The organism is Nonomuraea sp. NPDC050733 (genome assembly GCF_040654215.1).
Taxonomy (GTDB): domain Bacteria; phylum Actinomycetota; class Actinomycetes; order Streptosporangiales; family Streptosporangiaceae; genus Nonomuraea.
In genome coordinates, this window is the sequence record NZ_JBFAHO010000002.1 from 564,907 (window position 1) to 587,107 (window position 22,201).

Here is a 22,201-nt window from a genome sequence, read left to right on the forward strand (position 1 = left end):
GCCACCCCGTCCGGTCCGGCCTCCCCTGGGGGCCTGCCTGCCTCTCCATCCAGGCCCCCACCTCGCCACCCCGTTCCGGAACCGCCGCCGCCCCGGCGGTTCCGGGGCGGGGTGCGCGCATCTCAGCGCACACGGCCCTCCACGCACAGGGTCTCCGCGCACAGGGTCTCCGCGCACAGAGTCTCCGCACACAGGGTCTCCGCGCACAGGGATCGGCGTGGAGGCTTTACCGGCCCGCGATCCGAATGTCATTCTGTTTCTCGTGACCATGCGAGCGAAGGCCAACGGCATCGAGATCGCCTACGAGAGCTTCGGCACGGCCGGTGCCCGTCCCCTCCTCCTCGTCATGGGCCTCGGCGCCCAGCTCATCCACTGGGACGACGACCTGTGCCGCCTCCTCGCCGAGCAGGGGCACCACGTCGTCCGCTTCGACAACCGCGACGCGGGCCTGTCGACGCACCTGCACGACCTCGGCCAGCCCGTGTTCGGAGGCCCGGCGCCGTACCTGCTGGACGACATGGCCGACGACGCCGCCGGGCTGATGGACGCGCTCGGCTGGAGCGCCGCCCACGTGGTGGGCGCCTCGATGGGCGGCATGATCGCCCAGACGCTGGCCATCCGGCATCCCGGCCGGGTGCTCACGCTCACCTCCATCATGTCCACGCCCGGCTCGCGGGTCGCCCCTCCCACGCCGGCGGCGAGCGCGGTGCTGCTGGCCACGCCGCCCGCCGGGCGCGAGGAGGTGATCGCGCGGGCCCAGGACGCCTGGGCGGTGATCGGCTCACCCGGCTTCGAGCCGGACCGCGCGCGCATCGCGGACGTGGCCGCCCGCGCGTTCGACCGCTGCTTCGACCCGCCGGGCACCGCGCGCCAGCTCGCGGCCATCATGGCCTCCGGCGACCGCACCGAACGGCTGCGCCGGCTCGACGTGCCGGCGCTCGTGGTCCACGGCGAGGCCGACCAGCTCGTCCCCCTCGAAGGCGGCCGGGCCACCGCCGAGGCCATTCCCGGGGCCAGGCTGCTGACCTTCCCCGGCATGGGCCACGACCTGCCGCGTCCGCTCTGGCCGGACCTCGTCGCCGCCATCACCAAGCTGACCGCCGGATGACCTCGCCGGCACCGCCGGGCTAGACGTCCAGCTTCTCCTCGATGGAGCGGAGCTGGTGCCTGGCCAGCGCCAGGTTGGCCCGGGCCCGGTCCAGGGCCAGGTAGAGGAACAGGCCCTTGCCGCCGCGCCCGCTGATGGGCCGGATGATGTGGTACTGCGAGCCGAGCGTGATCAGGATGTCCTCGATCGCGTCCTTGAGCCCGAGCGAGTCCATCGTGCGGAGCTTGGCCTTGACCACCTCGGTGTTGCCGGCGCCCGCGACCTGGAGGTCCAGCTCCTTGGAGCCGCCGAGCGAGCCCAGCGTCATGCCGCTGCCGTGGTCGACGACCGCCGCCCCGATGGAGCCGTCGATCGTCATCATCTCCTTGAGAGAGACGTCCATGCTGGCCATGTCACTTCTCCGTTCTCTGCTGATTTCTCTGGTGGTCGGTCATCGCGTCCGTGCCGCGATGGCGGCCAGGGCGGCCGCGGTCTTGCGGCCCTCCAGCCGGAGCAGCCCGAGGTTCGTGCCGGGCTGGGCCAGGACTGTGAGGACGATGGTGGGGCCCGCGGCGTAGAACGCGGCGAACCCGGCCGTGCCCGAGATGAGCGTCTCCTCCAGGTCGCCCCTCCCGGCGATGGCGAGCATGCGCCTGCTCATGGCGAGCAGGGCGGCGGTGAGCGCGGCCGTCCGCTCGCCGTTGTCCACGGCGGGGTCGCAGGCGACGGCCAGTCCGTCGACCGTGCAGGCGACGCTGCCGCTGACGTCCGGGGTGCGCTCCCGCAGGAGCACCATCTCCTTGAGCACCTCGTCGTGCAGCTCCACCGGTGGCCTCCTTCTGAACGAGGGCAGTCTCACGACGGTGAGTGGGGGGAACCTCATGCCAGCTCCTCCAGGGCCTTCTTCAGCCGCATGAGCAGGGCCAGATCCCTCGGGTCCGCCGTCACGGGAGGGCCGAGGGGGCGGGCCGCGTGCGGCTGCGCGCCGGCCGCGTCCGGGAGGAGAGGCGGCGGACCGGCCGGCGCCGCGAGCGGCATGCCTGACGGCCCGGGGAGCGGGGCGGTGAGAGGGCCGGCCGGATCCGGCGGCTGAGGCGGCGCATCCGCCGGATCCGGGGTCTGGGGGGAGGGGCGGGAGCGCCGGCCGCCGCGTGCCCGCCTGGGCAACGGGGCGTCGTGCTCCCCGCCCGCCACGGGCGCCGACCCCGCGGGCGAGGGCGGCGACTGCGGTTGCACGGGCGCCTGCGGAGATGCGGGCCGTACGGGCGACGGCTCCACGGGCGGGGGCGGGGCGGGGTCGGCGGGCGCGAGCAGCCCGGCCGCCGCCAGCCGTCGTACGGCCAGCAGCACCGAGTACCCGGAGCGGCCCAGCCGCCGAGCCAGGTCCAGCGGCGCGGCCTCGCCGTCGGCGCGGGTGACGACCTCCCACTGGACGGCGCTGAGCGTCACCCCCTGCCCCGGCAGCCACGGCGCGAGCCGTACCGGAGCGGTGTCCACGTCGGCGGACGGCCAGATCCGCGCCAGGTGCGCCCGGCGGCGGGCGCACTCCCGCACGAGCCCGGACACCTCGAAGTACCACCGGCCGCCCAGCCAGTGCCGCTCGCCGGGCCGGAACTTGGGCCGCGTCCCCGTGGTCGGCAGCAGGAAGAACGCGGCGTCCAGGACGGCGCCCAGCACGCAGTACTGGAGCTCCCCGAGCGTGACCGGGCCCTCGGCGAGCAGCCGCTCGCAGCCGCCGTCCGCCTGGAGGCGGCGCAGCGCGGCCTCGGGGATCCGGCCGCGCGCGGCCAGGAGCCGCTCGACGCCGGGCGTCTGGGCGCACTCCATGTACGTGATCCGGCCCTCGTCGAGGAAGACGGTGCCGGTCCGGCCGACGCGCAGCGCGCCGGTGGGACGGTCGTTGGCGAGGCTCGCCAGCAGCGTGTCGAGGGTCCCCATGGGTCACGCCAGCAGCCGGCCGGAGATGTCCCGGAGGCGGTGGCGCGCGAGCGCGAGGTTCGAGCGCTCCAGGTCGAGGCGGACGTAGATGACCAGCGGCCCCTCGAACACGGTTTCCATCAGCCTGAGCAGGTGGTGCCCGCGGTCGGTGGTGACGAGCATGTCGTCGATGCGGACCGTGTCGCCGGGGCAGGAGCGCGCCAGGCCCTCCATGGTGGCGCGGAGGGTCTCGGTCAGGGCGGCGGCGGAGTGCTCGGTGTCGACACCCTGGGGCGCGCCGCTGGCCGCCACCGCCATGCCGCTGGTCTGGTCCAGCAGCATGGCGTCCAGCGCGCCCGGTATGGCCATGACCTCGGTCAGGCAGTCGTCCAGTCCGAGCACGGATCCTCCCCTCGCCGTCCTGAAGCCTCGACTTGAAGACTGGGACAGCGTAGGAGCGCGCCGGTGTCACACAGGGGAGCCGGTCGGCAGCGGTACGAGAGCTATACGGCGTGGAAGGAGAAAAACCCCTCCGCGGCGCAGCTTTCTCCGAGTTATCCGTATTGGGGATGACTTAGGCGAATATTCTTCGCCTTTTCGCAGGTCAGAGCCTCAGGTAAGAGCCCCAGGCCGGCGGCTCAGGCGGGCTCGTCCGGGAGGACGGCCGCCTCGTCCGGCTTGTGGACGAGGACGTTCTCGATGTACGACTTCACGGCGGTCGCCAGCCCCACGTCCGCGCCCGCCGCCTCCGACAGGTACCACCGGTGGTCGAGGACCTCGTGGAAGAGCTGCGCCGGGTCCAGCTTGGCCCGCAGGCCGGCCGGCAGCGCGTCGACCGTCGGCTGGAACACCTCGGCCAGCCACCGGTGCGCCACGATGGCCTCGTCCTCGTGCCGCAGCCCCTTGGCCACGCGGAAGCCGTCGAGGTCGTTGAGCAGCCGCCGCGCCTGGTTCTCCTCCACGTCGAGGCCGGTCAGGCGGAGCAGGCGCCGCTGGTGGTGGCCCGCATCGACCACCTTGGGCCGGACGATGAGCCGGCCGGTGCCGACCTTGCGCCGCACCATCATCTCGGCCACGTCGAACCCGAGCAGGTTCAGCCGCCGGATCCGCTGCTCCACCCGGTGCCAGTCGACCTCCTCGATGATCTCGTCCTGGGTGATCTCCTCCCACAGCCGGTGGTAGCGGGTGACGATGTCCTCGGCCGTGTCCATGGGGTCCACCGACGGGTGCAGCAGGCCGCCGGCCTCCAGGTCGAGCATCTCGCCGAAGATGTTGGTGTGGACGACGTCGATGTCGGCCAGCCGCTGCCCCTCGCTGATCATCGGGTGCATCTCGCCGGTCTCGGCGTCCACCAGGTACGCGGCGAACGCCCCGGCGTCCCGGCGGAACAGCGTGTTGGACAGCGAGCAGTCGCCCCAGTAGAACCCGTTGAGGTGCAGCCGTACGAGCAGCACGGCCAGCGCGTCGAGCAGCCGGGTCAGCGTGTCGGGCCGCAGCGTGCCGGACATGACGGCCCGGTAGGGGAGCGAGAACTGGAGGTGCCGGGTGATCAGCGCCGCGTCCAGGCCCTCGTCCCGGCCGGTGACGTAGGCGACCGGCTCCACCGAGGGGGCGTCCAGCCGGGCCAGGTCCCACAGGAGCTGGTACTCGCGGCGCGCGTACCGCTCGCTGATCTCCTTGATCGCGTACACCTTGCCGGAGAGCCGGGCGAAACGCACGACGTGCCGGGAGATGCCCCGGGGCAGGTCGACGAGGTGGTGCTGGGGCCACTCGGCCAGCGGGCGGTCCCAGGGAAGGCCGATGAGGTCAGGATCCTCAAGCGCGCCGGTGATCTGCAGGGGCATTTCTACAGGATATTGTGCGGCGGTGGACGAGTTTCTCAAATGGTACTTTTCCGGTCGTCCGGTCATCGCCAGCAACCTGGGGGCCGACGGCTACGACCACACACTCGGCGACTTCTCCGCCGAGGCCTGGACCGCCCGCGCCCGCGAGGAAGAAGCCTGGCTGGAACGGCTGTCCGCGACGGAGACCCCGACCCTGGACGACGAGCTCGACAGAGACCTCGTCGTCTCCCAGCTGAGAGGCTCGGTGGCGCTCGCCGCCTGGCCGGAGTGGCGCCGCGACCCGGCCGCGTACCTCGGCCCGATCTTCAACGCCCTCTACACCCCGTTCCAGCAGCGGCTCAAGCCCGAGCCGGAGCTGGTCGCCGCCGCCGTCTCGCGGCTGGCCGAGGTGCCCGGCGTGCTGGCCGCCTGCCGGGCCAACCTCGACCCCGACCTCGCCGCCCCCCTCCTGGTGCAGCGGGCGCTCGGGCAGGCGCGGACCGGCCGCAGGTTCCTCACCGAGACCGTGCCCGCCATGGTCGGCGACGCCGGCGCGCGGGCCCGGCTGGCCGAGGCCGCCAAGCCCGCCGGCCGCGCCTTCGACGAGCTGGTCACGTTCCTGGAGGGCTTCGAGTGCGGCGGCACGTGGCGGATGGGCGAGAGCCTGTACTCCACGCTGCTGCGCGAGCGCGAGCTGCTCGGGTACGGCGCGCCCGAGCTGCACGAGAAGGGCAAGGCCGCCTGGGCGGCGCTCGACGAGCGCATGCGCGAGGTGGCGCGCGGCGTCAACGGCACCACCGACTGGCGGGCCGCCATGGAGTCGCTCATGGACGACCATCCGCCGACGCTGGCGGACATGCGCGCCGAGTACGAGGCCGAGACGCTGCGCGCCCGGGAGTTCGTCCGCGAGCGCGACCTGGTCACCTTCCCCGAGGGGGAGGAGTGCCTGGTCCTGCCGTCGGCCGAGTACACCCGGCCCATCCTGGCCGTGGCCCACTACCTGGCGCCGCCGCCGCTGACCAGCTCGCGCACCGGCGTGTTCTTCGTGCCGTACACCCCGGACGGTTTCACCGAGGAGCAGGTGCGGCAGCGGCTGCGCACGAACTCGCGGGCCCAGATGCCCTCCATCGCCGTCCACGAGGCGTACCCGGGCCACCACTGGCACCTGTCGCACATGGCCGGCAACCCCCGGACGGCGCGCAAGGTGTTCCGCACGCCGTACTTCACCGAGGGCTGGGCCCTGTACGTGGAGAAGGTCCTGCACGAGGAGGGCTACTTCGACACCCCCGCCACCGAGCTGGCCCATCTGGACTGCCGCATCTTCCGGGCCGCCCGGATGGTCGTGGACACCGCGCTGCACTGCGACGACATGACGATCGAGCAGGCCGAGGAGTTCATGTCCACGAAGGCGTCGCTCACGCCGGGGACGGCCCAGGGCGAGGTCAGCCGCTACTGCGCCTGGCCCACCCAGGCGCCGTCGTACCTGACGGGCGCCATCGAGATCGACCGCATCAGGCAGTCGTACGAGGGCTCCCCGAAGGTGTTCCACGACCTGATCGCCGGCTCGGGCGGCCTGCCGCTCGGCCTGGCGGAGAAGGCCGTCACCGGAGCCTCACGAAGCTGAGCTCCGTGCCCGGTAGCTCCGTGCCCGGTAGCCCCGTGCCGTGTTCCGGCGCCGGCCTCAGGCGGGCCGGCGCGGGAACTCGGGCGGGCTGACCGCCCGCTCCACCACCGCGTCGAGCTGCTCGGGCGTGAGGACGGCCGGCCGTCCCACCCCGAGCGCCCGCACGTACACCTCGCACAGCCACTCCAGCAGCCGCGTCGCCTCGAACGCCTGCTCCAGCGTGGCGCCGATGGTCACCCCGCCGTGGTTGGCCATCAGCGCCGCCTGCCGGCCGTCGAGCGCCTCACGCACGTGCTCGGCCAGCTCGGGCGTGCCGTACGTGGCGTAGGGGGCGACGCGGACCGTGCCGCCGAGCAGCAGCGTGTTGTAGTGGATCGGCGGCAGCTCCGTCATCGTGGTCGCCACCACCGTGCCGAACACCGAGTGCGTGTGGACCACCGCCTGGGCCTGCGTGCTCGCGTAGACGGCCAGGTGCATCGGGGTCTCCGACGACGGCTGGAGGTCGCCCTCCACCAGGTGTCCCTCGACGTCCACGACCGGGCACATCTCGGGAGTGAGCCGGTCCAGCGCCACGCCCGACGGGGTGACGGCGACCAGATCTCCCTGGCGGACGCTCAGGTTGCCCGAGGTGCCGATCACCAGGCCCAGCTCGACGGCGCGTCTGCCGTACGCGCACAGCTGCTCACGGGGGCTCATGAGCGGCAATGTAGTCGGTCGTCCGAAATACATCAACGACCCGGCGGGCACGGGCCGGAGGGTTCAGAGGCGGTCGAGGTGGGTGAGCATGAGGCGTTCGAGGTCGACCCGCGTCAGGCGGCCGGGGTAGAGGAGCAGGTGCAGACTCAGGCCGTCCACCAGGGCGAGCAGGTGCTCCGTGACGTCGTCGAGGTTGTCCTCGGTGGTCAGCTCGCCCGCCTCCCGCGCCTGCGCGAGCAGGGTCCGCACGGCCGAGCGCAGCTCGCCGCCCTCGGCGCGCTGGACCTCCGCCAGCCGCTCGGCGGCCAGGCTGCGGCTCCAGAAGCTGACCTCCAGGCGCGTCTCCTGGGTGCGCTCGGCGTCCAGCGGCAGGTTGTCCAGCAGCACCTCGCGCAGCGCCGCGAGCCCCGTGACGCCGTCCACCTTGCCGGTGATGCGGTCGCGGATGCGCTGGTGGGACTGGCGCAGCGCCGACAGCAGGATCTCGTCCTTGTCGGTGAAGTAGTGGGCGAGCACGCCGTTGGAGTAGCCCGCCTCCTTGGCGATGGCACGGGTGGTGGCGGCGTCGATGCCGTCGCGGACGATCACCCGGCGGGCCGCGGAGAGCAGCTCGCGCCGGCGCTCGTCGTGGTCAACGATCTTCGGCAAGGCGTCGTCCCCCTTCGTGCTCCGTACCGCTCCCAGCATATTGACTTTTTATTCGGACGTCTGTCTATTTAGACCATGACCGTCGCCACCGTCGGCGTCCACATCGTCGACATTCTCGCCAGGCCCGTCGAGCGCATCCCCGAGGGCCAGGACACCGTGCTGGTGGACCAGATCCGCCTGACCGCCGCCGGCGCCGCCGCCGGGACCGCCGTGGACCTGGTCAAGCTGGGCAACGAGGTCGTCACCATGGGCGCCGTCGGCGACGACGAGCTCGGTGACTTCCTGCTGGCGGTGCTCGCCAAGCGGGGCGTGGACGCCTCGCGCCTGGTGCGCAGGCCGGGGGAGCAGACGGCCGCGTCGATCCTGCCGATCAGGCCGGACGGCGGCCGGCCCAGCTTCCACGTGCCCGGCGCCAACCTCGGCGTGACGCTCGCCGACCTCGACGTGGAGGCGCTGCGCGGGGCGCGGGCCGTCCACCTGGGCGGGATGGACGTGACGTTCGGGCTGGGCGATCCGCGGTTCTTCGAGCTGCTCGACTCGCTGCGCGCGGGCGGGACCGTCGTGACGATGGATCTGCTGTCGGAGCTGCCCGACCTGCTGGGCATGGCCAGGGCGTTCCTGCCCCACGTGGACTACGTGCTGCCCAACGAGTCGCAGGCGCTGCTCATGGCCGGGCTCGAGCACGGCGACGGCAGTGCGGCCGGAACGGAAGGTGACGGCGGGGACGTGGCCGAGGCCGCGCTGGAACTGCTGGCCGACGGACCGCGCGGGGTGATCGTCACGCTCGGCGGCGACGGCAGCCTCGTCGCCACCGCCGACGGGGTCGAGCACCTGCCGGCCCTGAAGGTCGAGGTCGCCGACACGACGGGCTGCGGTGACGCGTACTGCGCCGGCTTCGTCACCGGCCTGCTGCACGGGCAGGACGTGCTGGGCGCCGCCCACTGGGGGACGGCCGCCGCCGCCCGCGTCGCCACCGGCCTCGGCTCCGACGCGGGCATCACCGACCTCGACTCCACGCTCGCCCTGCTGTCCTGACGAGTGTCCTGACGAACCGAGAGAAGGCTGACCCATGAAAGACGCCGAGCTGCGCGCGCGGGCGCTGAAAGTCGTCCCCGGCGGCATGTACGGCCACCTCAACGCCGCCATCTTCGCCCCCGGCTACCCGCAGTTCTTCGAGCGCGGCGAGGGCTGCCGGCAGTGGGACGTGGACGGCCGCGAGTACATCGACCTCATGTGCAGCTGGGGCCCCGTCGTGCTGGGCCACCGGCACCCGCGCGTGGAGGAGGCCGCGGCCCGGCAGCTCGCCCGGGGCGACTGCCTGAACGGGCCGGGCCCCGTCATGGTGGAGCTGGCCGAGCTGCTGGTGGACCTGGTCCCCAGCGCGGACTGGGCGATGTTCTCCAAGAACGGCACCGACGCCACCACCCAGGCGCTCATGGTGGCCCGCGCGGCGACCGGCCGCACGAAGGTGCTCATGGCGCACGGCGCCTACCACGGCGCCGACCCGTGGTGCACGCCGTCGCCCGCCGGCACCACCCCGAACGAGCGCGCCGACCTGGTGGAGTTCACCTACAACTCGCTGGAGTCACTGGAGGCCGCGGCGGCGACCGTCGAGGGCGACGTGGCGGCGATCATCGTGACACCGTTCAAGCACGACTCGTTCGAGGACCAGGAGCTGGTGGAGCCCGCCTTCGCCAGGGGCGCGCGGGCGCTGGCCGACCGGCTCGGGGCCGCGCTGGTGATCGACGACGTGCGAGCCGGGTTCCGGGTCGACCTGCGCGGGTCGTGGGAGCCGTACGGGGTGCGCCCCGACCTGACGGCCTGGTCCAAGGCCATGGCCAACGGTTACCCGATCGCCGCCGTGACGGGCACCGACGCGCTGCGCGGCGCGGCCCAGACCCTGTACTCGACGGGCTCGTTCTGGTTCTCGGCGGTGGCGATGGCCGCGGCCAAGGCGACGATCGAGACGCTGCGCGACGAGGACGGCATCGCCGTGATGGAGCGCGCCGGCACGCAGCTGCGCGAGGGGCTGTACGCGCAGGCCAAGGCGCACGGCTTCACGGTGAACCAGACGGGCCCGGTGACGATCCCGTGGCTCAGCTTCGACGGCGACGCCGATCTGTCCACGGCCCTGTACTGGAGCGACGCCTGCCTGCGGCACGGGGTCTACCTCCACCCGTGGCACAACTGGTTCATGTCGGCCGCCCACACCGAGGAGGACGTGGCCCGCGCCCTGGAAGGGACGGACCTGGCCTTCGCCGAGACCCGCGCCCACCTGGGCTGACCGGTCCCGGGTGGTTCGCGGCCCTGCTGGGCGGCTGCGCCACCGGCGGCGCCGAGGAGCCGGCCGCGCCCGTCGCCTCCGCCACCGGCTCCACGAGCTCCACGAACCCGTCCGGGGTGGACGTCAGGAAGCCGCTGAAGGTCACCATCTTCAGCGGCGACGTCAGGCATCCGCGCCGGCGCCCTCAAATGATCGGACCTCTCCGGTAGCGTGAGCTCATGGACGTCGAGAAGAAGCTCGCCGAGCTGCCCGCCTGGCATCGTGAGGGCGACGAGATCCGCCGTACGGTCACCGCGCCCGACTTCCCCACGGCCATCCGGATCGTGGACGCGATCGCGGTCAAGGCCGAGGAGCTGAACCACCACCCCGACATCGACATCCGGTGGCGCAAGCTCCACCTGGCCCTCACCACGCATGACAAAAACGCCCTGACCGAGACGGACTTCGCACTGGCCGCCCTCATCGACGGGATCGTCGCCGAACACGGTGCGTAGCCGCGCGGTCACCCGCTAGAGTGGTGGCCCTCCACGAGCCGGCCGTGACCCGCTCGTGACGCGATCCTTTGTCACCACCCCGGGGGTTTTCCATGCGCATGCCCGTTCCCATAGTGCTGCTCGCCGTTCTGGCGGCAGGCTGTGCACCCACCACGGCCGGTCAGGCCGGCACCGCCCAGACCCAGGACACTCCGGCCCAGGAGGCGGCGGCGCACACGCCGTCGCCGGCGCCCAGCCCCGAGGGCGGGCACCGCGGCGCGGCCGCCAAGTCGGGCTCGCTGTCGTCGAGCGGTGACTTCACGCCGGACGGCAAGCGCGCCATCGTCTACGACCGCAAGCTGGCCCCCCAGGGGGCGCGGGCCAGCGTGACCGTCGAGTCGTCCAGCGGTCAGACGCTGTCCTCGCTCGTCGTCGAGGGCCTGCTGCCCGAGCGCGCCTACGGCGCCCACCTCCACACCAAGCCGTGCGGCGCCAAGCCCGACGACTCGGGCCCGCACTACCAGCACGAGAAGGGCGAGGCCAGCGCCGCCAACGAGGTCTGGCTCGACTTCACCACCGACTCCACGGGCGCCGGTCGCGCCACCGCGCGCAACGCGTGGACGTTCTCCCCGGACCGCCGGCCGCACTCGATGGTGATCCACGCCAAGCAGACGACCGCCAGCGGGCCCCAGGCCGGCGTGGCGGGTGCGCGCGTCGCCTGCCTCACCCTGGGCTGAGCCGCCGCGCCACCACGCACCACACCGCACCGGCCGCCGCCCGAAGATCGGGCGGCGGCCGATGGTCGCTGATCGGTGGTCCCTGTTGGCGGCCTGCGGTCAGGCGTGTCCGGCCGGGACGGTGCCGAGGCGGCCGGCCTGGAAGTCCTCGAAGGCCTGTTTCCTTGTGCAGGAGGCCGGATCCTGTGACATTCCTCAGTGTGTACCTATGACTCAGCGGATCGCCCTGGATCCGATCAAGATCCGTGGCGGAGGTCAGAAGGGCCTGGACTGGACCCGGTCCGCGTCCTCCCGGTTGGGTCGGAGGAGTGGATCACGCTCCCGCCGCGCGGGGAGGCAATGCCCTCCTGATCTGCCCTAAGTCGCCCGTGGCACCGTGCGGAGAGCCGTGGACTGGCGGGTCAGCCGAAGACGGCCGGAGGCGGGACCGGGGCGAGGACCGGGTCGCCGTCCCTGATGGGCGCCGCCCCTGCGACGAAGCGGGTCAGCGCGTCCCCGTGCAGGCATCGCGCCTGCGTGAGGCCGCCGGCGGCGCGGCGCGTGAGGAGATCGACCGGCAGGGCCGTCCGTGAGGCGGCCAGGATGAGGTTGCCGAAGCGCCGCCCGCGTAGCACGCCCGGCTCCGACAGCAGAGCCACGTGGCCGAACGTGCTCTGCACCGTGGCCGCCAGCCGCCGGGCGAAGGCCAGGCCCTTGCCGTCGGCGAGGTTGACGAGCAGCGTGCCGGACGGCCGCAGGACCCGGGCGAGGTCGTCCATGTACTCGGCCGTCGCCAGCTCGACCGGCATGGTCGCCCCGGCGAACGCGTCGAGCACGACCAGGTCGGCCGAGGTGTCCCAGACCCGGGCGACCCCTTCGCGGCCGTCCATGACGAGCACCTTCAGGCGCGGCACCGAGCGCAGGTCGAGCTGCTCGCGGATCAGGTTGACGAGCAGCCCGTCGGGCTCGACGACGATGTGGCGGGAGCCGGGGCGGGTGGTGGCCACGTAGCGGGGGATCGTGCAGGCGCCGCCGCCCACGTGGAGGCAGCTCAGCGGTCCCTCCGGGAGCACGTCGATGACATCCGCGATGAGCTGTACGTACTCGAATTCCAGATATGTGGGGTCTTGTAGGTCCACATAAGACTGCGGTACGCCATCCTTGGACAGCACCCAGCCGTCCGGCCTGTCCAGATCCCGGAGCAGTTCGATCTCGCCGAAGGTGACCGGATACAGGCCGGGCATCGGTTCGCGCTGTGCTCGTGCCACGTTGCTGCCTCCCTGGGAGAACACCGTATGCGACGAAGAAGGCTGATCGTGCTTACCGTCGCGGTTCTGGCGATATTGGGCGCGTACGGCTTCGCGGTCGCCTCGGCCGCCCGGGTGCGGGGCACGGCCCGGCAGGCGGCCGACTCCTACTTCGCGGCCTGGCGGGAGGGGGACGTGCGGGCCATGGCCCGCCTGGTCTACCAGGCGCCCCCCGACTTCGTCTCCCGCCACCTGACCTTCAGCGAGGAGCTGCACGTCCAGAAGATCGAGCTGCGGCCGGGGGCGTTGAAGGGAACGGGGGAGGGGACGGCCGAGGTGCCGTTCACCGGGACGCGCACGCTCCGGGAGTTCGGGGCGTGGCCGTTCGCGGGCACGCTGCGGCTGGCCGTGCGGGACAAGACGTGGAAGGTCCTGTGGAGTCCCGAGACGCTGCACCCGCTGCTCGCCGGCGGCGGCACCCTGAAGATCGTCGAGCTGGAGGACGTGAAGGCGGAGTTCCTCACCAGCGAGGGCGACAGCATCCCGCACGACAGCTACGCCGACGCCTACCTCGAACGGCTCGCGCCGGAGTTCGCCGTCGCGTCCGGCGGCCGTGCCCTGGTCGCCGCCGCGCCGGGGCAGCCGGAGCGGCGGCTGCTGACGCACGCCCTCGACCCGGTGGTGCAGCGCACCACGCTCTCGCGGCCGGTGCAGGCGGCGGCGGCACGGGCGCTGGACGGGGTCGAGGACGCCGCGATCGTCGCGCTGCGGCCGAGCACCGGCGAGGTGCTGGCGGTGGCCGACCGCCTGGGCGACGGCCACAGCGCCTTCGACGACCTGTTCCCGCCCGGCTCCTCGTTCAAGACGATCACCGCGGCGGCCCTGCTGGCGAGCGGCCTGGACCCGGCGGCCGAGCTGCCCTGCCCGGGGGACTACCAGATCCCCCTGCACCGCTCGTTCCACAACGCGGGCTTCGCGGACCACGGCACGGTCAGCTTCACCGACGCCTTCGCCCTGTCGTGCAACACCACGTTCGTCGAGCAGGTCACCACCCGTCTGGCGGCCGGCGACCTGCTGGCGACGGCCGGGCAGTGGGGGTTCGGCAGGTCGCTGCCCACGGGCGCGGGCGGCACCTGCGGCACGATGGAGGAGCCGGAGGACACCGACTGGCTCGGCGCCGACGCCATCGGCCAGGGCTCGGTGCAGGCCACCCCGCTGTGCATGGCCGCGGTCGCCGCCGCCGTGCAGAGCGGGACCTGGCGCTCGCCGCGGCTGCTGCCCGAGAAGGAGGTGCGGCGCCTGGAGGGGCCGCCGCCCAAGCCGGTCGAGCTGGACGCGGGGATCGTGGACGCGCTGCGCGGCATGATGGCGGCGGTCGTGGACCACGGGACGGCGAGCGGGGCGGGCCTGCCGGCGGGGGTGGCGGGCAAGACCGGGACGGCCGAGACGATCGACGGCGCCGATCACGGCTGGTTCATCGGCTACCGCGACGACCTGGCCTTCTGCGTCTTCGTCCGGCACGGCGGGGCGGGGCGGACGGCGGCGCTGCCGATCACCTCCCGCTTCCTCAACGGGCTGTGAGCCGGCCGGCGACGATCCCTGGAGCCGCGTTCCGCGGTCCGCCAAAGGCGGCGAATCTCGTACCTACGGTACCGTAGGTTTCATGACGACCATCACCATGAAGCCCAGACTGCGTGGCTGGTTGCACACCGGAGCGCTGCCCGTGACCCTGGTCGGCGGGTTCGCGCTCGTGGCGCTCGGCCCCACCCTCCAGGCCCGTCTGGCCGCCGCGATCTACGCGATCACCTCGGGTCTGCTGTTCGGCATCTCGGCCACCTACCATCGCGGCACGCTGGGACCCCGCCTGGCCGAGGTGCTGCGCCGCTTCGACCACGCCAACATCTACCTGATCATCGCGGGCACCTACACGCCGTTCGCGCTGCTCGCGCTCAACGGCGCCGCGCGGGTGGCCGTGCTGTCGGTCATCTGGGGCGGGGCGCTGGCCGGTGTGGTGTTCCGGGTGTGCTGGATGGGCGCGCCGCGCTGGCTCTACACGGCCCTCTACCTGGTGCTCGGCTGGACGGCGATCTTCGTGATGCCGCAGCTCCTGGAGGGCGCGGGGGTGGCCGCCGTGGCGTTGATCGCCGTCGGCGGCGTCCTCTACAGTGCCGGTGCCGTCGTGTACGGCCTGCGCCGCCCCGACCCGTCGCCCCGCTGGTTCGGCTACCACGAGGTCTTCCACGCCTGCACGATCGCCGCCTATCTGGTGCAGTACATCGCGGTGTCGATCGTGGTCTACTCCCAGATGTGATCTCCGGCCGGGCGCCGGTGCGGAGCATGGAGATCGGTGGGCGGCGGATCGCCGACTCTTGACCGGGTGGTGGTCTGCTTTCGGGATCTTTCTGGAGAAGAGACCGACATGGAGCAAATCGCGCGGATCTGGTGGCTCATTCTCATCCGGGGGATAGCCGCCCTCATCTTCGGCATCCTCGCGCTCATCTGGCCCGGAAAGACGCTGCTGATCGTGGTGATCTTCTTCGCCGCCTACGCGATCGTGGAAGGCATCTTCGCGATCTTCGCGGGCGCCCGGCACAGCGCGCAGTCCCGGGCCTGGCTCATCATCTCCGGCATCCTCGGCGTCGTGGCCGGCATCGTGGCGTTCCTGTGGCCGGGCATCACGTCGCTGGCGCTCTTGTACGTCGTGGCCTTCTGGGCCATCTTCGCCGGCATCACCGAGATCGTGGCCGGCATCCAACTGCGCAAGGTCGTCGACAACGAGTGGATGCTCATCATCGGCGGCATCCTGTCGATCATCTTCGGCGTGCTGCTGCTGATCTGGCCGGGCGCCGGGCTGCTCACGCTGATCTGGCTGGTCGGCGTCTTCGCCGTCGTGTACGGCATAGCGATGATCGTGCTCTCGTTCCGTGTGAAGAAACTTCAGCCTGCGGCGTAGATTTCCCGAAAATTTCCGGATGAATGGGGATATGGGCGGGGAAGTATGTCCTGTTGGTTCGCTGTGGAGGAATCATGGACGTACACGCCCGCCTCGCCCGCCACCTACTCGTCGACGGCTACCGCCTCGTGCTCGACCTCGACCGCAGCCGGGGCTCCTGGCTCGTCGACGCCCGCGACGGCCGCCGCTATCTGGACTTCTACACCTTCTTCGCCTCGGCGCCGCTCGGCGTGAACCCGCCCTTCGACCCCGAGACCGCCGAGCTGCTCGGCCGGGTCGCGCGCAACAAACCCGCCAACCCCGACATGTACACCGAGCACCTCGCGGACTTCGTCGAGACCTTCACCCGCGTCCTCGGCGACCCCGAGCTGCCCCACCTGTTCTTCGTCGAGGGCGGTGCCCTGGCCGTCGAGAACGCCCTGAAGACGGCCTTCGACTGGAAGAGCCGCCGCAACGAGGCCGCCGGGCGATCTCCCGACCTCGGCACCCAGGTGCTGCACCTGACCCGGGCCTTCCACGGGCGCAGCGGCTACACCCTCAGCCTGACCAACACCGAGCCCGGCAAGACCGACCGCTTCCCCAAGTTCGCCTGGCCCCGGATCGACGTGCCGGCCGTGCACCTCGGCGACGTCGAGGCGGCGGAGGCCCGCGCGCTGGAGCAGGCGCGGGCCGCGTTCGAGCGGCACCCGCACGACATCGCCTGCTTCATCGCCGAGCCCATCCAGGGCGAGGGCGGCGACAACCACATGCGCCCCGAGTTCCTGCAGGCCATGCAGCGCCTGTGCCACGAGTACGACGCGCTGTTCGTGCTGGACGAGGTGCAGACCGGCGGCGGGACCACCGGCACGCCCTGGGCCTACCAGCAGCTCGGCCTCGCGCCGGACATCGTGGCCTTCGCCAAGAAGGTGCAGGTGGGCGGCATCATGGCGGGCCGCAGGGTGGACCTGGTGCCGGACAACGTCTTCCAGGTCAGCGGCAGGATCAACTCGACCTGGGGCGGCGGCCTGGTCGACATGGTCCGCTCCCGCGCCCTGCTGGAGATCGTCGAGCGGGACGGCCTGATGCCGCGCGCCGGGCGGCTCGGCGCGCTGGTGGTCGAGCGCCTGACCAAGATGCAGGCCGAGCGGCCCGACGTGCTGTCCGGCGTGCGGGGGCGCGGTCTCATGTGCGCCTTCGACCTGCCGGACCGGCAGAGCAGGGACGCGCTCGTCTCCCGGCTGCGGGAGGACCAGGGTGTGCTGGTGCTGTCGTGCGGGCCGCGCTCGGTGCGGCTGCGGCCGGCGCTCAACATCACCGAGGACGAGCTGGACCACGGCCTGCGCGCCATCGCGACGGCACTGGACGCCTGACACGCCGCCAGCCTCACACGCGGCGCGTGTGAGGCGTCGTTCCCGGCCCTCCCGAAACCGGCAAGGATTGGCAAGGACATCGCCGTGGGTGGGCTTTCCCGCGTCGGCGGGGGCCGGGACGTCGTCAGGCTTGCCCGCATGGCCGAAGCTCCACCCTTTCCGCGTTCAGCGCCTCTCGCCCCCGATCCGCTCACGGAAGGCGCGCCCCCCACGGCCCCGCCCTCGCCGCGGCCGTCCGCCTGGCTGCCCGCGGTGGCCGTGGCGGGGTGTGTCGGGGCGATCCTCGGGTTCCACGGCGTCTCCATCTCCGACCTGAGCGTCTTCACCCTCTACGTCGCGCTCGGCCTGGCCGTGCCCGGCCTGCTCTGGGTCCGCGTGCTCTACCGGCGCCCGCACACGCTGCCCGAGGAGCTGGCCCTGGGCCTGGCGCTCGGCTACGCGGCCGAAGTCCTCTGCTACCTGCCCGCCCGCGCGGTCGGCGCGCCGCTGCTGGTGGCCGCCTGGCCGATGGGCACCTACGCGCTGTTCGCCGCCGTGCCGCGGCTGCGCGCCCACTGCAGGGTGACCCGCCGGCCCAAGGCCCCGCTGTGGTGGTCGTGGTGCCTCGCGCTGGCCGTGATCGGCCTGACCCTGTGGATCTCCGTGGGCCACTTCGCGGCCCATCCGATCGGCGGGCCGCGGGGAACGGGGCCGGTCGCCGCCCTGCCCCACCTGGACATGATCGACCGGCTGATGAGTCACGGGCCGGGCGGCGGGCCGTTCGGTCACGACTGGTTCGTGCACGCCCATCTCGCCGCCGCGAGCTGGATCACCGGCGTGGAGCCGTCCGTGCTGCTCTTCCGGCTGGCCCCGCTGCCGATGCTGGCCGCGCTGGTCGTGCTGCTCGGCATGGCGGGCCGCCGCTTCACCGGCTCGCGCCGTCAGGCGCTGGCCGCCCTGGCGGCCGCCGCGCTCGTGACGGCGCCCAGCCTGTACGCGGGGACGGCCGCCGGTCTCCTCACCTGGACGCCCGCGCAGGAGTGGGCCATGCCCGCGCAGACCTTCGGCGCGCTGCTGTGCGCGCCCCTCGTCGTGCTGCTGCTCGACCTGTTCGGCGACCGGGCGCGGCGGCGGGGCGTGTGGCTGCTGTTCGCCGTGCTGCTCGCCGCCCTGGCCGGGGCCAAGGCCGTGTACGTGCCGCTGCTGGCGGCCGGGCTGCTGGCGGTCGTGACGGTCGAGGCGGTCAAGTGGTTCTCGCTGCCCCGCCGCGCCACCGCGGCCCTCGGGCTGGCGGCGTGCGCGCTCGCGGCACAGGCGGCGCTCCTGGGCGACGCCTGGCAGGGGACGGCCGTGCAGCCGCTGGCGTTCGTGCGGGCGTCCTGGGCCGGGCTGACCGGCGCGGGGGACCTGGCCGAGGCGCCGGCGTCGTCGCTGGCCGGCGTCACCGCGCTCTGCCTGCTGTGCGGGGCGATCACCTGGTGCGGCGTGCTCGGGCTGCTCAGGCGGCCCCGGCTGCTGGCGCGCCCGCCGGTCGTGCTGGCGCTCGGCATGGGCGCGGCCGGGCTGGGGGCGCTGCTGCTGCTCGGCGACCCGTACCAGGCGCAGGGGGACTACCTCCAGGCCGCCTGCCCGTACCTGGCGATGGCCGCCGTCTACGGGCTCGGCTGCGTGACCAGGAAGGCGGGCGTCTCGTTCCGGGCCGGGCTGTGCGCGGCCCTGGCCGGGGTGGCGGCGGCCTGCGCCGTCCGCTCGGTCTTCGGCGTCCACGTCCCGCTGCGGCCGGGCGGCGGCGAGTTCGCCCTGTACCTGCCGTACCTGACGCTGGCCGGAGTGGTGCTGGCGGTGGCCGCCCTGCTGGGGGCGGCCGGTCTGCCGCGCCCGCGCGTCTGGGCGCTGACGCTCGTGCTGGTGACGGCGGCGGGCACGCCGGCCGCCTGGCTCGGCCAGGTGCTGCCCGGCCCGGACACCGTCGCGACGGCACCCGGCCCGATCACGCCTGCCCGGCAGGCCGGGCCGATCACACCTGCCCGGCAGGCCGGGCCGTGAGCACCGGGACATGAGTGAGGCCCTCCGGAAGGGTTCCGGAGGGCCTCACGCGTGGGTCATGGTCACAGCACCTCGACGTTCGGCCCCCGGCAGCGGTTGCGGGTGTCGAAGACGTACGGACTGACCTCCCGCACCAGCTCGTAGTCGAAGTCGTCGTGGTCGGTGAGCACCAGGACGGCGTCCGCCTCGGCCAGCTCCCGGCGCGTGGCCTCGACGATCTCGATGCCGGCGGGCAGCCGGCAGTCCGCCGCGTGCGGGTCGGCGGCCCGCACGCGGGCGCCCAGCTTGTGCAGCGCCCTGACCACCTCGAGCGCGGGCGACTCGCGGCAGTCGCCGGCGTTCTTCTTGTACGCCAGTCCCAGCACGACCACCCGGCTGCCGTTGAGCGCCTTGCCGCGCTGGTTGAGCGCCAGCATCAGCCGGTTCACGACGTGGTCGGGCATGTGGTCGTTGATGTCGTTGGCCAGCTCCACGAACCGGAAGTTGTGCCCGAGGCTCCGCTTGACCTTCCACGACAGGTACGACGGGTCGATCGGCAGGCAGTGCCCGCCGACGCCGGGACCGGGCGTGAAGCGCATGAAGCCGAACGGCTTGGTCGAGGCGGCGTCGATGGCCTCCCAGACGTCGATGCCGAGCTGCTCGGCGAAGATCGACAGCTCGTTGACCAGGGCGATGTTGACGTGCCTGAACGTGTTCTCCAGCAGCTTGCACAGCTCCGCCACCTGCAGCGAGGACACCGGCACGACCTGGTCCACGACGCGCCGGTAGAAGCCCTGGATGCGCTCCAGCGAGGCCTCGTCCAGGCCGGAGACGACCTTCGGCGTGTTGTCCAGGCGCCAGACGGCGTTGCCCGGGTCGATCCGCTCGGGGCTGTAGCCCAGCAGGAAGTCCTCGGGCGCGCGCAGCCCCGAGCCGTCCTCCAGGATCGGCAGGAGGTACTCCTCGGTGGTGCCGGGATAGGTGGTCGACTCCAGGACCACCGTGGCGCCCGGCCGCAGCAGGGGCGCGATGGACCGGCCGGCCGCCGCGATGTGGCAGAGGTCGGGGGCGCCCTCGGACAGCGGCGTCGGCACGGTGATGACACACACGTCGAAGCCCGCGGCGTCGGCGTAGTCGGTGCTGGCGAGGTAGCGTCCGCAGCTCAGCGCGGCGGCCACCTGATCGTCGCTGATGTCCTCGACGAACGACTCCCCGGCGTTGAGCCGCTTGACCCGCCAGTCGTCGACGTCGATCCCCACGACGTCGAACCCGGCCTCGACCGCTCGCATCGCCAGCGGCAGGCCGACGTATCCCTGGCCGACGACCACCAGTTTCTCTCTCATGTCTGGACCCCCGTCGTTTCGAGATGAGATATCACCCGACTGTAGGAGCCAGGTGATCTCGTGCCGCCGATTCGGCCGGAGGTCCGGCGTGTCGTCGGCGGTGGCCGCGGGGCGGTGCCGGGCGAAGGTCGCCCCGCAGGCAAGGACTGGCAATGACATGGCTCAGGCGTGATGTCCGCGCGTGCCGGGAGTGATCCGGTCGCCACACTTGCGGGCATGGCCAATCTTTCGCCGCGTTCATGGCTGTCCGCTGCGCTGACCGGTCTGCTGGCCATGGGGCTGCTGACGGCCTCCACCAGGACCGCGGACGCCCGCCAGCAGCCCCTCGAGCTCGGCGAGGCCGAGGACTGCGCGGTCATGGCGGGCCTGGCGGTCAACAGCACGGATCTGACCAGGATCGCGGGCGACATCGGCGTCAGCCCCGGCACCATCGTCACGGGCTTCCCGCCGGGAGAGGTGCTGGGCGACATCCACACGGGCGGCGGCTACGCGGCGAAGGCCCACGCGGACGCGGTGGCGGCCTACCAGGAGGCGCGAGGACGGGCGGCCAACGGCGAGATCCCCTCGCAGCTCGGCGACCGGACTCTCGGGCCCGGCGTGTACGCGAGCCGGAACGGCGCCTTCCGGATCGACGGCACCCTGACGCTGGACGCCGAGGGCGACCCCGACGCCGTCTTCATCTTCCGGGCCGACACCACCCTGGACACCGCCCGGGTGAGCAACATCGACGTCGTGAACGGCGCCCAGGAGAAGAACGTGTTCTGGGCGGTCGCGAACACCGCCGGTCTCGGGAAGCTCTCGACCTTCCGCGGCACCGTCCTGGCCCGCAACGGGATCGTGGTGGACGAGGGCGTGGCCGTGGTCGGGCGCCTGATCTCGCTCGACACCTCCGTCGCCCTCGAGGGCACCGAGGAGGAGCCCACCACCCACATCACCATCCCGGTCCGCCCACCCACCTCCACGGGGCTCACGTCCTCGCCCGAACCGTCGCGCCTGCACGAGCCGGTCACCTTCACCGCCGTCGTCGAGGGCACCTACAACGGCGTCCACGCGGGCGGCGAGGTGCTCTTCAAGGAGGGGCAGACCGTGCTCGGCTCGGCCCTGCTGAACGACGCGGGCGTCGCCCGGTTCACCACCGACGAGCTCCCCAGGGGCGTGCACCTGATCCAGGCCGTCTACCTGGACGGCGGCAGCGCCGTCCACGAGGCATGGGTCTACTTCGAGCCCAGCGAATCCCCCGTGGTGCAGCACCAGGTGCTCAATCGCCGATAGGACCTGACCGACACAGGGGGAATGCAGTGTTTCGTGGGATGAGGACGCCGGCGCTGGCGCTGACGATGGCCTGTGCCGCCTGGGGGCTGTCCGGCATGGACGCGGCCGCCGCAGGCACGGGCGCCATGACCGGAGGAGTGGCCGGCGTACGGCCGGTGACCGCGGACGGGCGCGGCGCCGTGGCGCTCGCGCCCTGCCGCAGGCACCACTGCGGATGCCGGCGCGCGTGGTGCGGGCGGGGATGGCCCGGTCCCGTGGGCCCGCGCGGACGGCGGGGGCCGCACGGCCACGAGGGCGCGCGCGGTCCCGCGGGGCCGCCCGGCAAGGACGGCGCGACCGGCCCCCAGGGGCCGCACGGCCCGGCAGGACCCAGGGGCCCGGCAGGACCCAGGGGACCGGCGGGACCGGCCGGGGACGAGGTCCCGGACATCGACACGACGCTCGTGTCGCTCACCTTCTTCCCGTTCGACACGAACTTCGCGGCCTACACCCAGGGCGGTACGACGTGGGTCCGCGACCCTCGCTCCGACGCGCCCTGGCACAGCCTGAACACGGTGCCGAACTACCCGGCCGGGGTGGTCGGCGTCTCGCTGACGGAGGCCGTGCCGCTCAACGCCCTGCTGGTCACCGTGGTCACCGCGGAGGGCGGCATCAGGGAGACGACCTGCCGGTTGACCGAGGGGAAGCCGCCCGTCGAGCCGCTCTGGGCCGACCAGTGCGACGACTTCACCCAGGTCACCGCGCCCACCACCCCGCCGGCCTGAC

The 22,201-nt window shown here is 72.7% G+C and carries 22 protein-coding genes; 13 read left to right on the forward strand and 9 right to left on the reverse strand.

Features of this window, described 5'->3' with window-relative positions; translation table 11 throughout:
- Window positions 1-268 precede the first annotated feature (268 nt).
- Window positions 269-1,108 (forward strand): alpha/beta hydrolase, encoded by an 840-nt coding sequence (locus AB0H64_RS06140; RefSeq protein ID WP_357620815.1) that lies wholly within the window; start codon window positions 269-271, stop codon window positions 1,106-1,108.
- 19 nt (window positions 1,109-1,127) lie between these two features.
- Here the strand turns inward: AB0H64_RS06140 and AB0H64_RS06145 are convergent, their stop codons facing one another.
- The 5 genes from AB0H64_RS06145 to AB0H64_RS06165 form a co-directional block, all read right to left on the reverse strand.
- Window positions 1,128-1,499 carry a hypothetical protein gene (locus AB0H64_RS06145; RefSeq protein WP_357620621.1) on the reverse strand — a complete coding sequence of 124 codons (372 nt, stop codon included), beginning with the start codon at window positions 1,497-1,499 and terminating at the stop codon, window positions 1,128-1,130.
- 39 nt (window positions 1,500-1,538) lie between these two features.
- On the reverse strand, window positions 1,539-1,970 hold the full coding sequence (locus AB0H64_RS06150) for a roadblock/LC7 domain-containing protein (RefSeq protein WP_357620623.1): 432 nt from the start codon (window positions 1,968-1,970) through the stop codon (window positions 1,539-1,541).
- Complete coding sequence (locus AB0H64_RS06155) at window positions 1,967-3,025, reverse strand: hypothetical protein (protein WP_357620625.1); 1,059 nt, start codon at window positions 3,023-3,025, stop codon at window positions 1,967-1,969. Before AB0H64_RS06155 ends, AB0H64_RS06150 begins: the two co-directional genes overlap by 4 nt.
- Before the next feature lie 3 nt (window positions 3,026-3,028).
- Window positions 3,029-3,406, reverse strand: a complete 378-nt coding sequence (locus AB0H64_RS06160) for a roadblock/LC7 domain-containing protein (protein WP_357620627.1) — start codon at window positions 3,404-3,406, stop codon at window positions 3,029-3,031.
- A gap of 236 nt (window positions 3,407-3,642) precedes the next feature.
- Complete coding sequence (locus tag AB0H64_RS06165) at window positions 3,643-4,848, reverse strand: DUF4032 domain-containing protein (RefSeq protein WP_357620629.1); 1,206 nt, start codon at window positions 4,846-4,848, stop codon at window positions 3,643-3,645.
- 22 nt (window positions 4,849-4,870) lie between these two features.
- Between AB0H64_RS06165 and AB0H64_RS06170 the strand changes: the two genes are divergently transcribed.
- Complete coding sequence (locus tag AB0H64_RS06170) at window positions 4,871-6,451, forward strand: DUF885 domain-containing protein (RefSeq protein ID WP_357620632.1); 1,581 nt, start codon at window positions 4,871-4,873, stop codon at window positions 6,449-6,451.
- A 57-nt stretch (window positions 6,452-6,508) separates the two neighbouring features.
- Here the strand turns inward: AB0H64_RS06170 and AB0H64_RS06175 are convergent, their stop codons facing one another.
- Window positions 6,509-7,147 (reverse strand): class II aldolase/adducin family protein, encoded by a 639-nt coding sequence (locus AB0H64_RS06175; RefSeq protein WP_357620634.1) that lies wholly within the window; start codon window positions 7,145-7,147, stop codon window positions 6,509-6,511.
- 63 nt (window positions 7,148-7,210) lie between these two features.
- On the reverse strand, window positions 7,211-7,795 hold the full coding sequence (locus AB0H64_RS06180; RefSeq protein WP_357620636.1) for a TetR/AcrR family transcriptional regulator: 585 nt from the start codon (window positions 7,793-7,795) through the stop codon (window positions 7,211-7,213).
- A gap of 75 nt (window positions 7,796-7,870) precedes the next feature.
- On the opposite strand from AB0H64_RS06180, the gene AB0H64_RS06185 reads away from it, so the two are divergent.
- The 4 genes from AB0H64_RS06185 to AB0H64_RS06200 all read left to right on the forward strand — a co-directional run bounded on the left by AB0H64_RS06185 (window position 7,871) and on the right by AB0H64_RS06200 (window position 11,289).
- Entirely contained in the window at window positions 7,871-8,830 is a 960-nt protein-coding gene (locus tag AB0H64_RS06185; protein ID WP_357620638.1) for a carbohydrate kinase family protein, read from the forward strand.
- 34 nt (window positions 8,831-8,864) lie between these two features.
- Window positions 8,865-10,079 carry an aminotransferase class III-fold pyridoxal phosphate-dependent enzyme gene (locus AB0H64_RS06190; RefSeq protein WP_357620640.1) on the forward strand — a complete coding sequence of 405 codons (1,215 nt, stop codon included), beginning with the start codon at window positions 8,865-8,867 and terminating at the stop codon, window positions 10,077-10,079.
- Window positions 10,080-10,297: 218 nt separating this feature from the next.
- Window positions 10,298-10,573, forward strand: coding sequence for a 4a-hydroxytetrahydrobiopterin dehydratase (locus AB0H64_RS06195; RefSeq protein ID WP_357620642.1), 276 nt, complete (start codon window positions 10,298-10,300; stop codon window positions 10,571-10,573).
- 98 nt (window positions 10,574-10,671) lie between these two features.
- Window positions 10,672-11,289: a hypothetical protein gene (locus AB0H64_RS06200; protein ID WP_357620644.1), complete on the forward strand. Its 618-nt coding sequence runs from the start codon at window positions 10,672-10,674 to the stop codon at window positions 11,287-11,289.
- Between the two features lie 401 nt (window positions 11,290-11,690).
- Here the strand turns inward: AB0H64_RS06200 and AB0H64_RS06205 are convergent, their stop codons facing one another.
- Window positions 11,691-12,536, reverse strand: coding sequence for a fused MFS/spermidine synthase (locus AB0H64_RS06205; protein WP_357620646.1), 846 nt, complete (start codon window positions 12,534-12,536; stop codon window positions 11,691-11,693).
- 48 nt (window positions 12,537-12,584) lie between these two features.
- On the opposite strand from AB0H64_RS06205, the gene AB0H64_RS06210 reads away from it, so the two are divergent.
- The 5 genes from AB0H64_RS06210 to AB0H64_RS06230 all read left to right on the forward strand — a co-directional run bounded on the left by AB0H64_RS06210 (window position 12,585) and on the right by AB0H64_RS06230 (window position 18,842).
- Window positions 12,585-14,096 carry a penicillin-binding transpeptidase domain-containing protein gene (locus AB0H64_RS06210; protein ID WP_357620648.1) on the forward strand — a complete coding sequence of 504 codons (1,512 nt, stop codon included), beginning with the start codon at window positions 12,585-12,587 and terminating at the stop codon, window positions 14,094-14,096.
- An 82-nt stretch (window positions 14,097-14,178) separates the two neighbouring features.
- Window positions 14,179-14,826: a hemolysin III family protein gene (locus AB0H64_RS06215; protein ID WP_357620651.1), complete on the forward strand. Its 648-nt coding sequence runs from the start codon at window positions 14,179-14,181 to the stop codon at window positions 14,824-14,826.
- 108 nt (window positions 14,827-14,934) lie between these two features.
- Window positions 14,935-15,468: an HdeD family acid-resistance protein gene (locus AB0H64_RS06220; protein ID WP_357620653.1), complete on the forward strand. Its 534-nt coding sequence runs from the start codon at window positions 14,935-14,937 to the stop codon at window positions 15,466-15,468.
- A gap of 74 nt (window positions 15,469-15,542) precedes the next feature.
- Entirely contained in the window at window positions 15,543-16,817 is a 1,275-nt protein-coding gene (lat, locus tag AB0H64_RS06225) for an L-lysine 6-transaminase (RefSeq protein ID WP_357620655.1), read from the forward strand.
- Window positions 16,818-17,075: 258 nt separating this feature from the next.
- A complete protein-coding gene (locus AB0H64_RS06230) occupies window positions 17,076-18,842 on the forward strand; it encodes a hypothetical protein (protein WP_357620657.1) in 1,767 nt (588 codons plus the stop codon).
- 62 nt (window positions 18,843-18,904) lie between these two features.
- Here the strand turns inward: AB0H64_RS06230 and AB0H64_RS06235 are convergent, their stop codons facing one another.
- Window positions 18,905-20,164, reverse strand: coding sequence for a nucleotide sugar dehydrogenase (locus AB0H64_RS06235; protein WP_357620659.1), 1,260 nt, complete (start codon window positions 20,162-20,164; stop codon window positions 18,905-18,907).
- 216 nt (window positions 20,165-20,380) lie between these two features.
- Here AB0H64_RS06235 and AB0H64_RS06240 point away from each other — a divergent pair, with 216 nt between their 5' ends.
- Window positions 20,381-21,436, forward strand: a complete 1,056-nt coding sequence (locus tag AB0H64_RS06240) for an ice-binding family protein (protein ID WP_357620661.1) — start codon at window positions 20,381-20,383, stop codon at window positions 21,434-21,436.
- Between the two features lie 38 nt (window positions 21,437-21,474).
- On the forward strand, window positions 21,475-22,200 hold the full coding sequence (locus AB0H64_RS06245; RefSeq protein WP_357620663.1) for a hypothetical protein: 726 nt from the start codon (window positions 21,475-21,477) through the stop codon (window positions 22,198-22,200).
- Window position 22,201 lies beyond the last annotated feature (1 nt).

Bases quoted from the DNA above. Each gene is read 5' to 3' on its own strand.
- AB0H64_RS06240 (WP_357620661.1), top strand. From the start codon at position 20,381: ATGGCCAATCTTTCGCCGCGTTCATGGCTGTCCGCTGCGCTGACCGGT.
- AB0H64_RS06150 (WP_357620623.1), bottom strand. From the start codon at position 1,970: ATGAGGTTCCCCCCACTCACCGTCGTGAGACTGCCCTCGTTCAGAAGG.
- AB0H64_RS06165 (WP_357620629.1), bottom strand. From the start codon at position 4,848: ATGCCCCTGCAGATCACCGGCGCGCTTGAGGATCCTGACCTCATCGGC.
- lat (WP_357620655.1), top strand. From the start codon at position 15,543: ATGGACGTACACGCCCGCCTCGCCCGCCACCTACTCGTCGACGGCTAC.
- AB0H64_RS06185 (WP_357620638.1), top strand. From the start codon at position 7,871: ATGACCGTCGCCACCGTCGGCGTCCACATCGTCGACATTCTCGCCAGG.
- AB0H64_RS06195 (WP_357620642.1), top strand. From the start codon at position 10,298: ATGGACGTCGAGAAGAAGCTCGCCGAGCTGCCCGCCTGGCATCGTGAG.
- AB0H64_RS06145 (WP_357620621.1), bottom strand. From the start codon at position 1,499: ATGGCCAGCATGGACGTCTCTCTCAAGGAGATGATGACGATCGACGGC.
- AB0H64_RS06175 (WP_357620634.1), bottom strand. From the start codon at position 7,147: ATGAGCCCCCGTGAGCAGCTGTGCGCGTACGGCAGACGCGCCGTCGAG.
- AB0H64_RS06200 (WP_357620644.1), top strand. From the start codon at position 10,672: ATGCCCGTTCCCATAGTGCTGCTCGCCGTTCTGGCGGCAGGCTGTGCA.
- AB0H64_RS06140 (WP_357620815.1), top strand. From the start codon at position 269: ATGCGAGCGAAGGCCAACGGCATCGAGATCGCCTACGAGAGCTTCGGC.
- AB0H64_RS06235 (WP_357620659.1), bottom strand. From the start codon at position 20,164: ATGAGAGAGAAACTGGTGGTCGTCGGCCAGGGATACGTCGGCCTGCCG.
- AB0H64_RS06220 (WP_357620653.1), top strand. From the start codon at position 14,935: ATGGAGCAAATCGCGCGGATCTGGTGGCTCATTCTCATCCGGGGGATA.
- AB0H64_RS06190 (WP_357620640.1), top strand. From the start codon at position 8,865: ATGAAAGACGCCGAGCTGCGCGCGCGGGCGCTGAAAGTCGTCCCCGGC.
- AB0H64_RS06215 (WP_357620651.1), top strand. From the start codon at position 14,179: ATGACGACCATCACCATGAAGCCCAGACTGCGTGGCTGGTTGCACACC.
- AB0H64_RS06245 (WP_357620663.1), top strand. From the start codon at position 21,475: ATGAGGACGCCGGCGCTGGCGCTGACGATGGCCTGTGCCGCCTGGGGG.
- AB0H64_RS06155 (WP_357620625.1), bottom strand. From the start codon at position 3,025: ATGGGGACCCTCGACACGCTGCTGGCGAGCCTCGCCAACGACCGTCCC.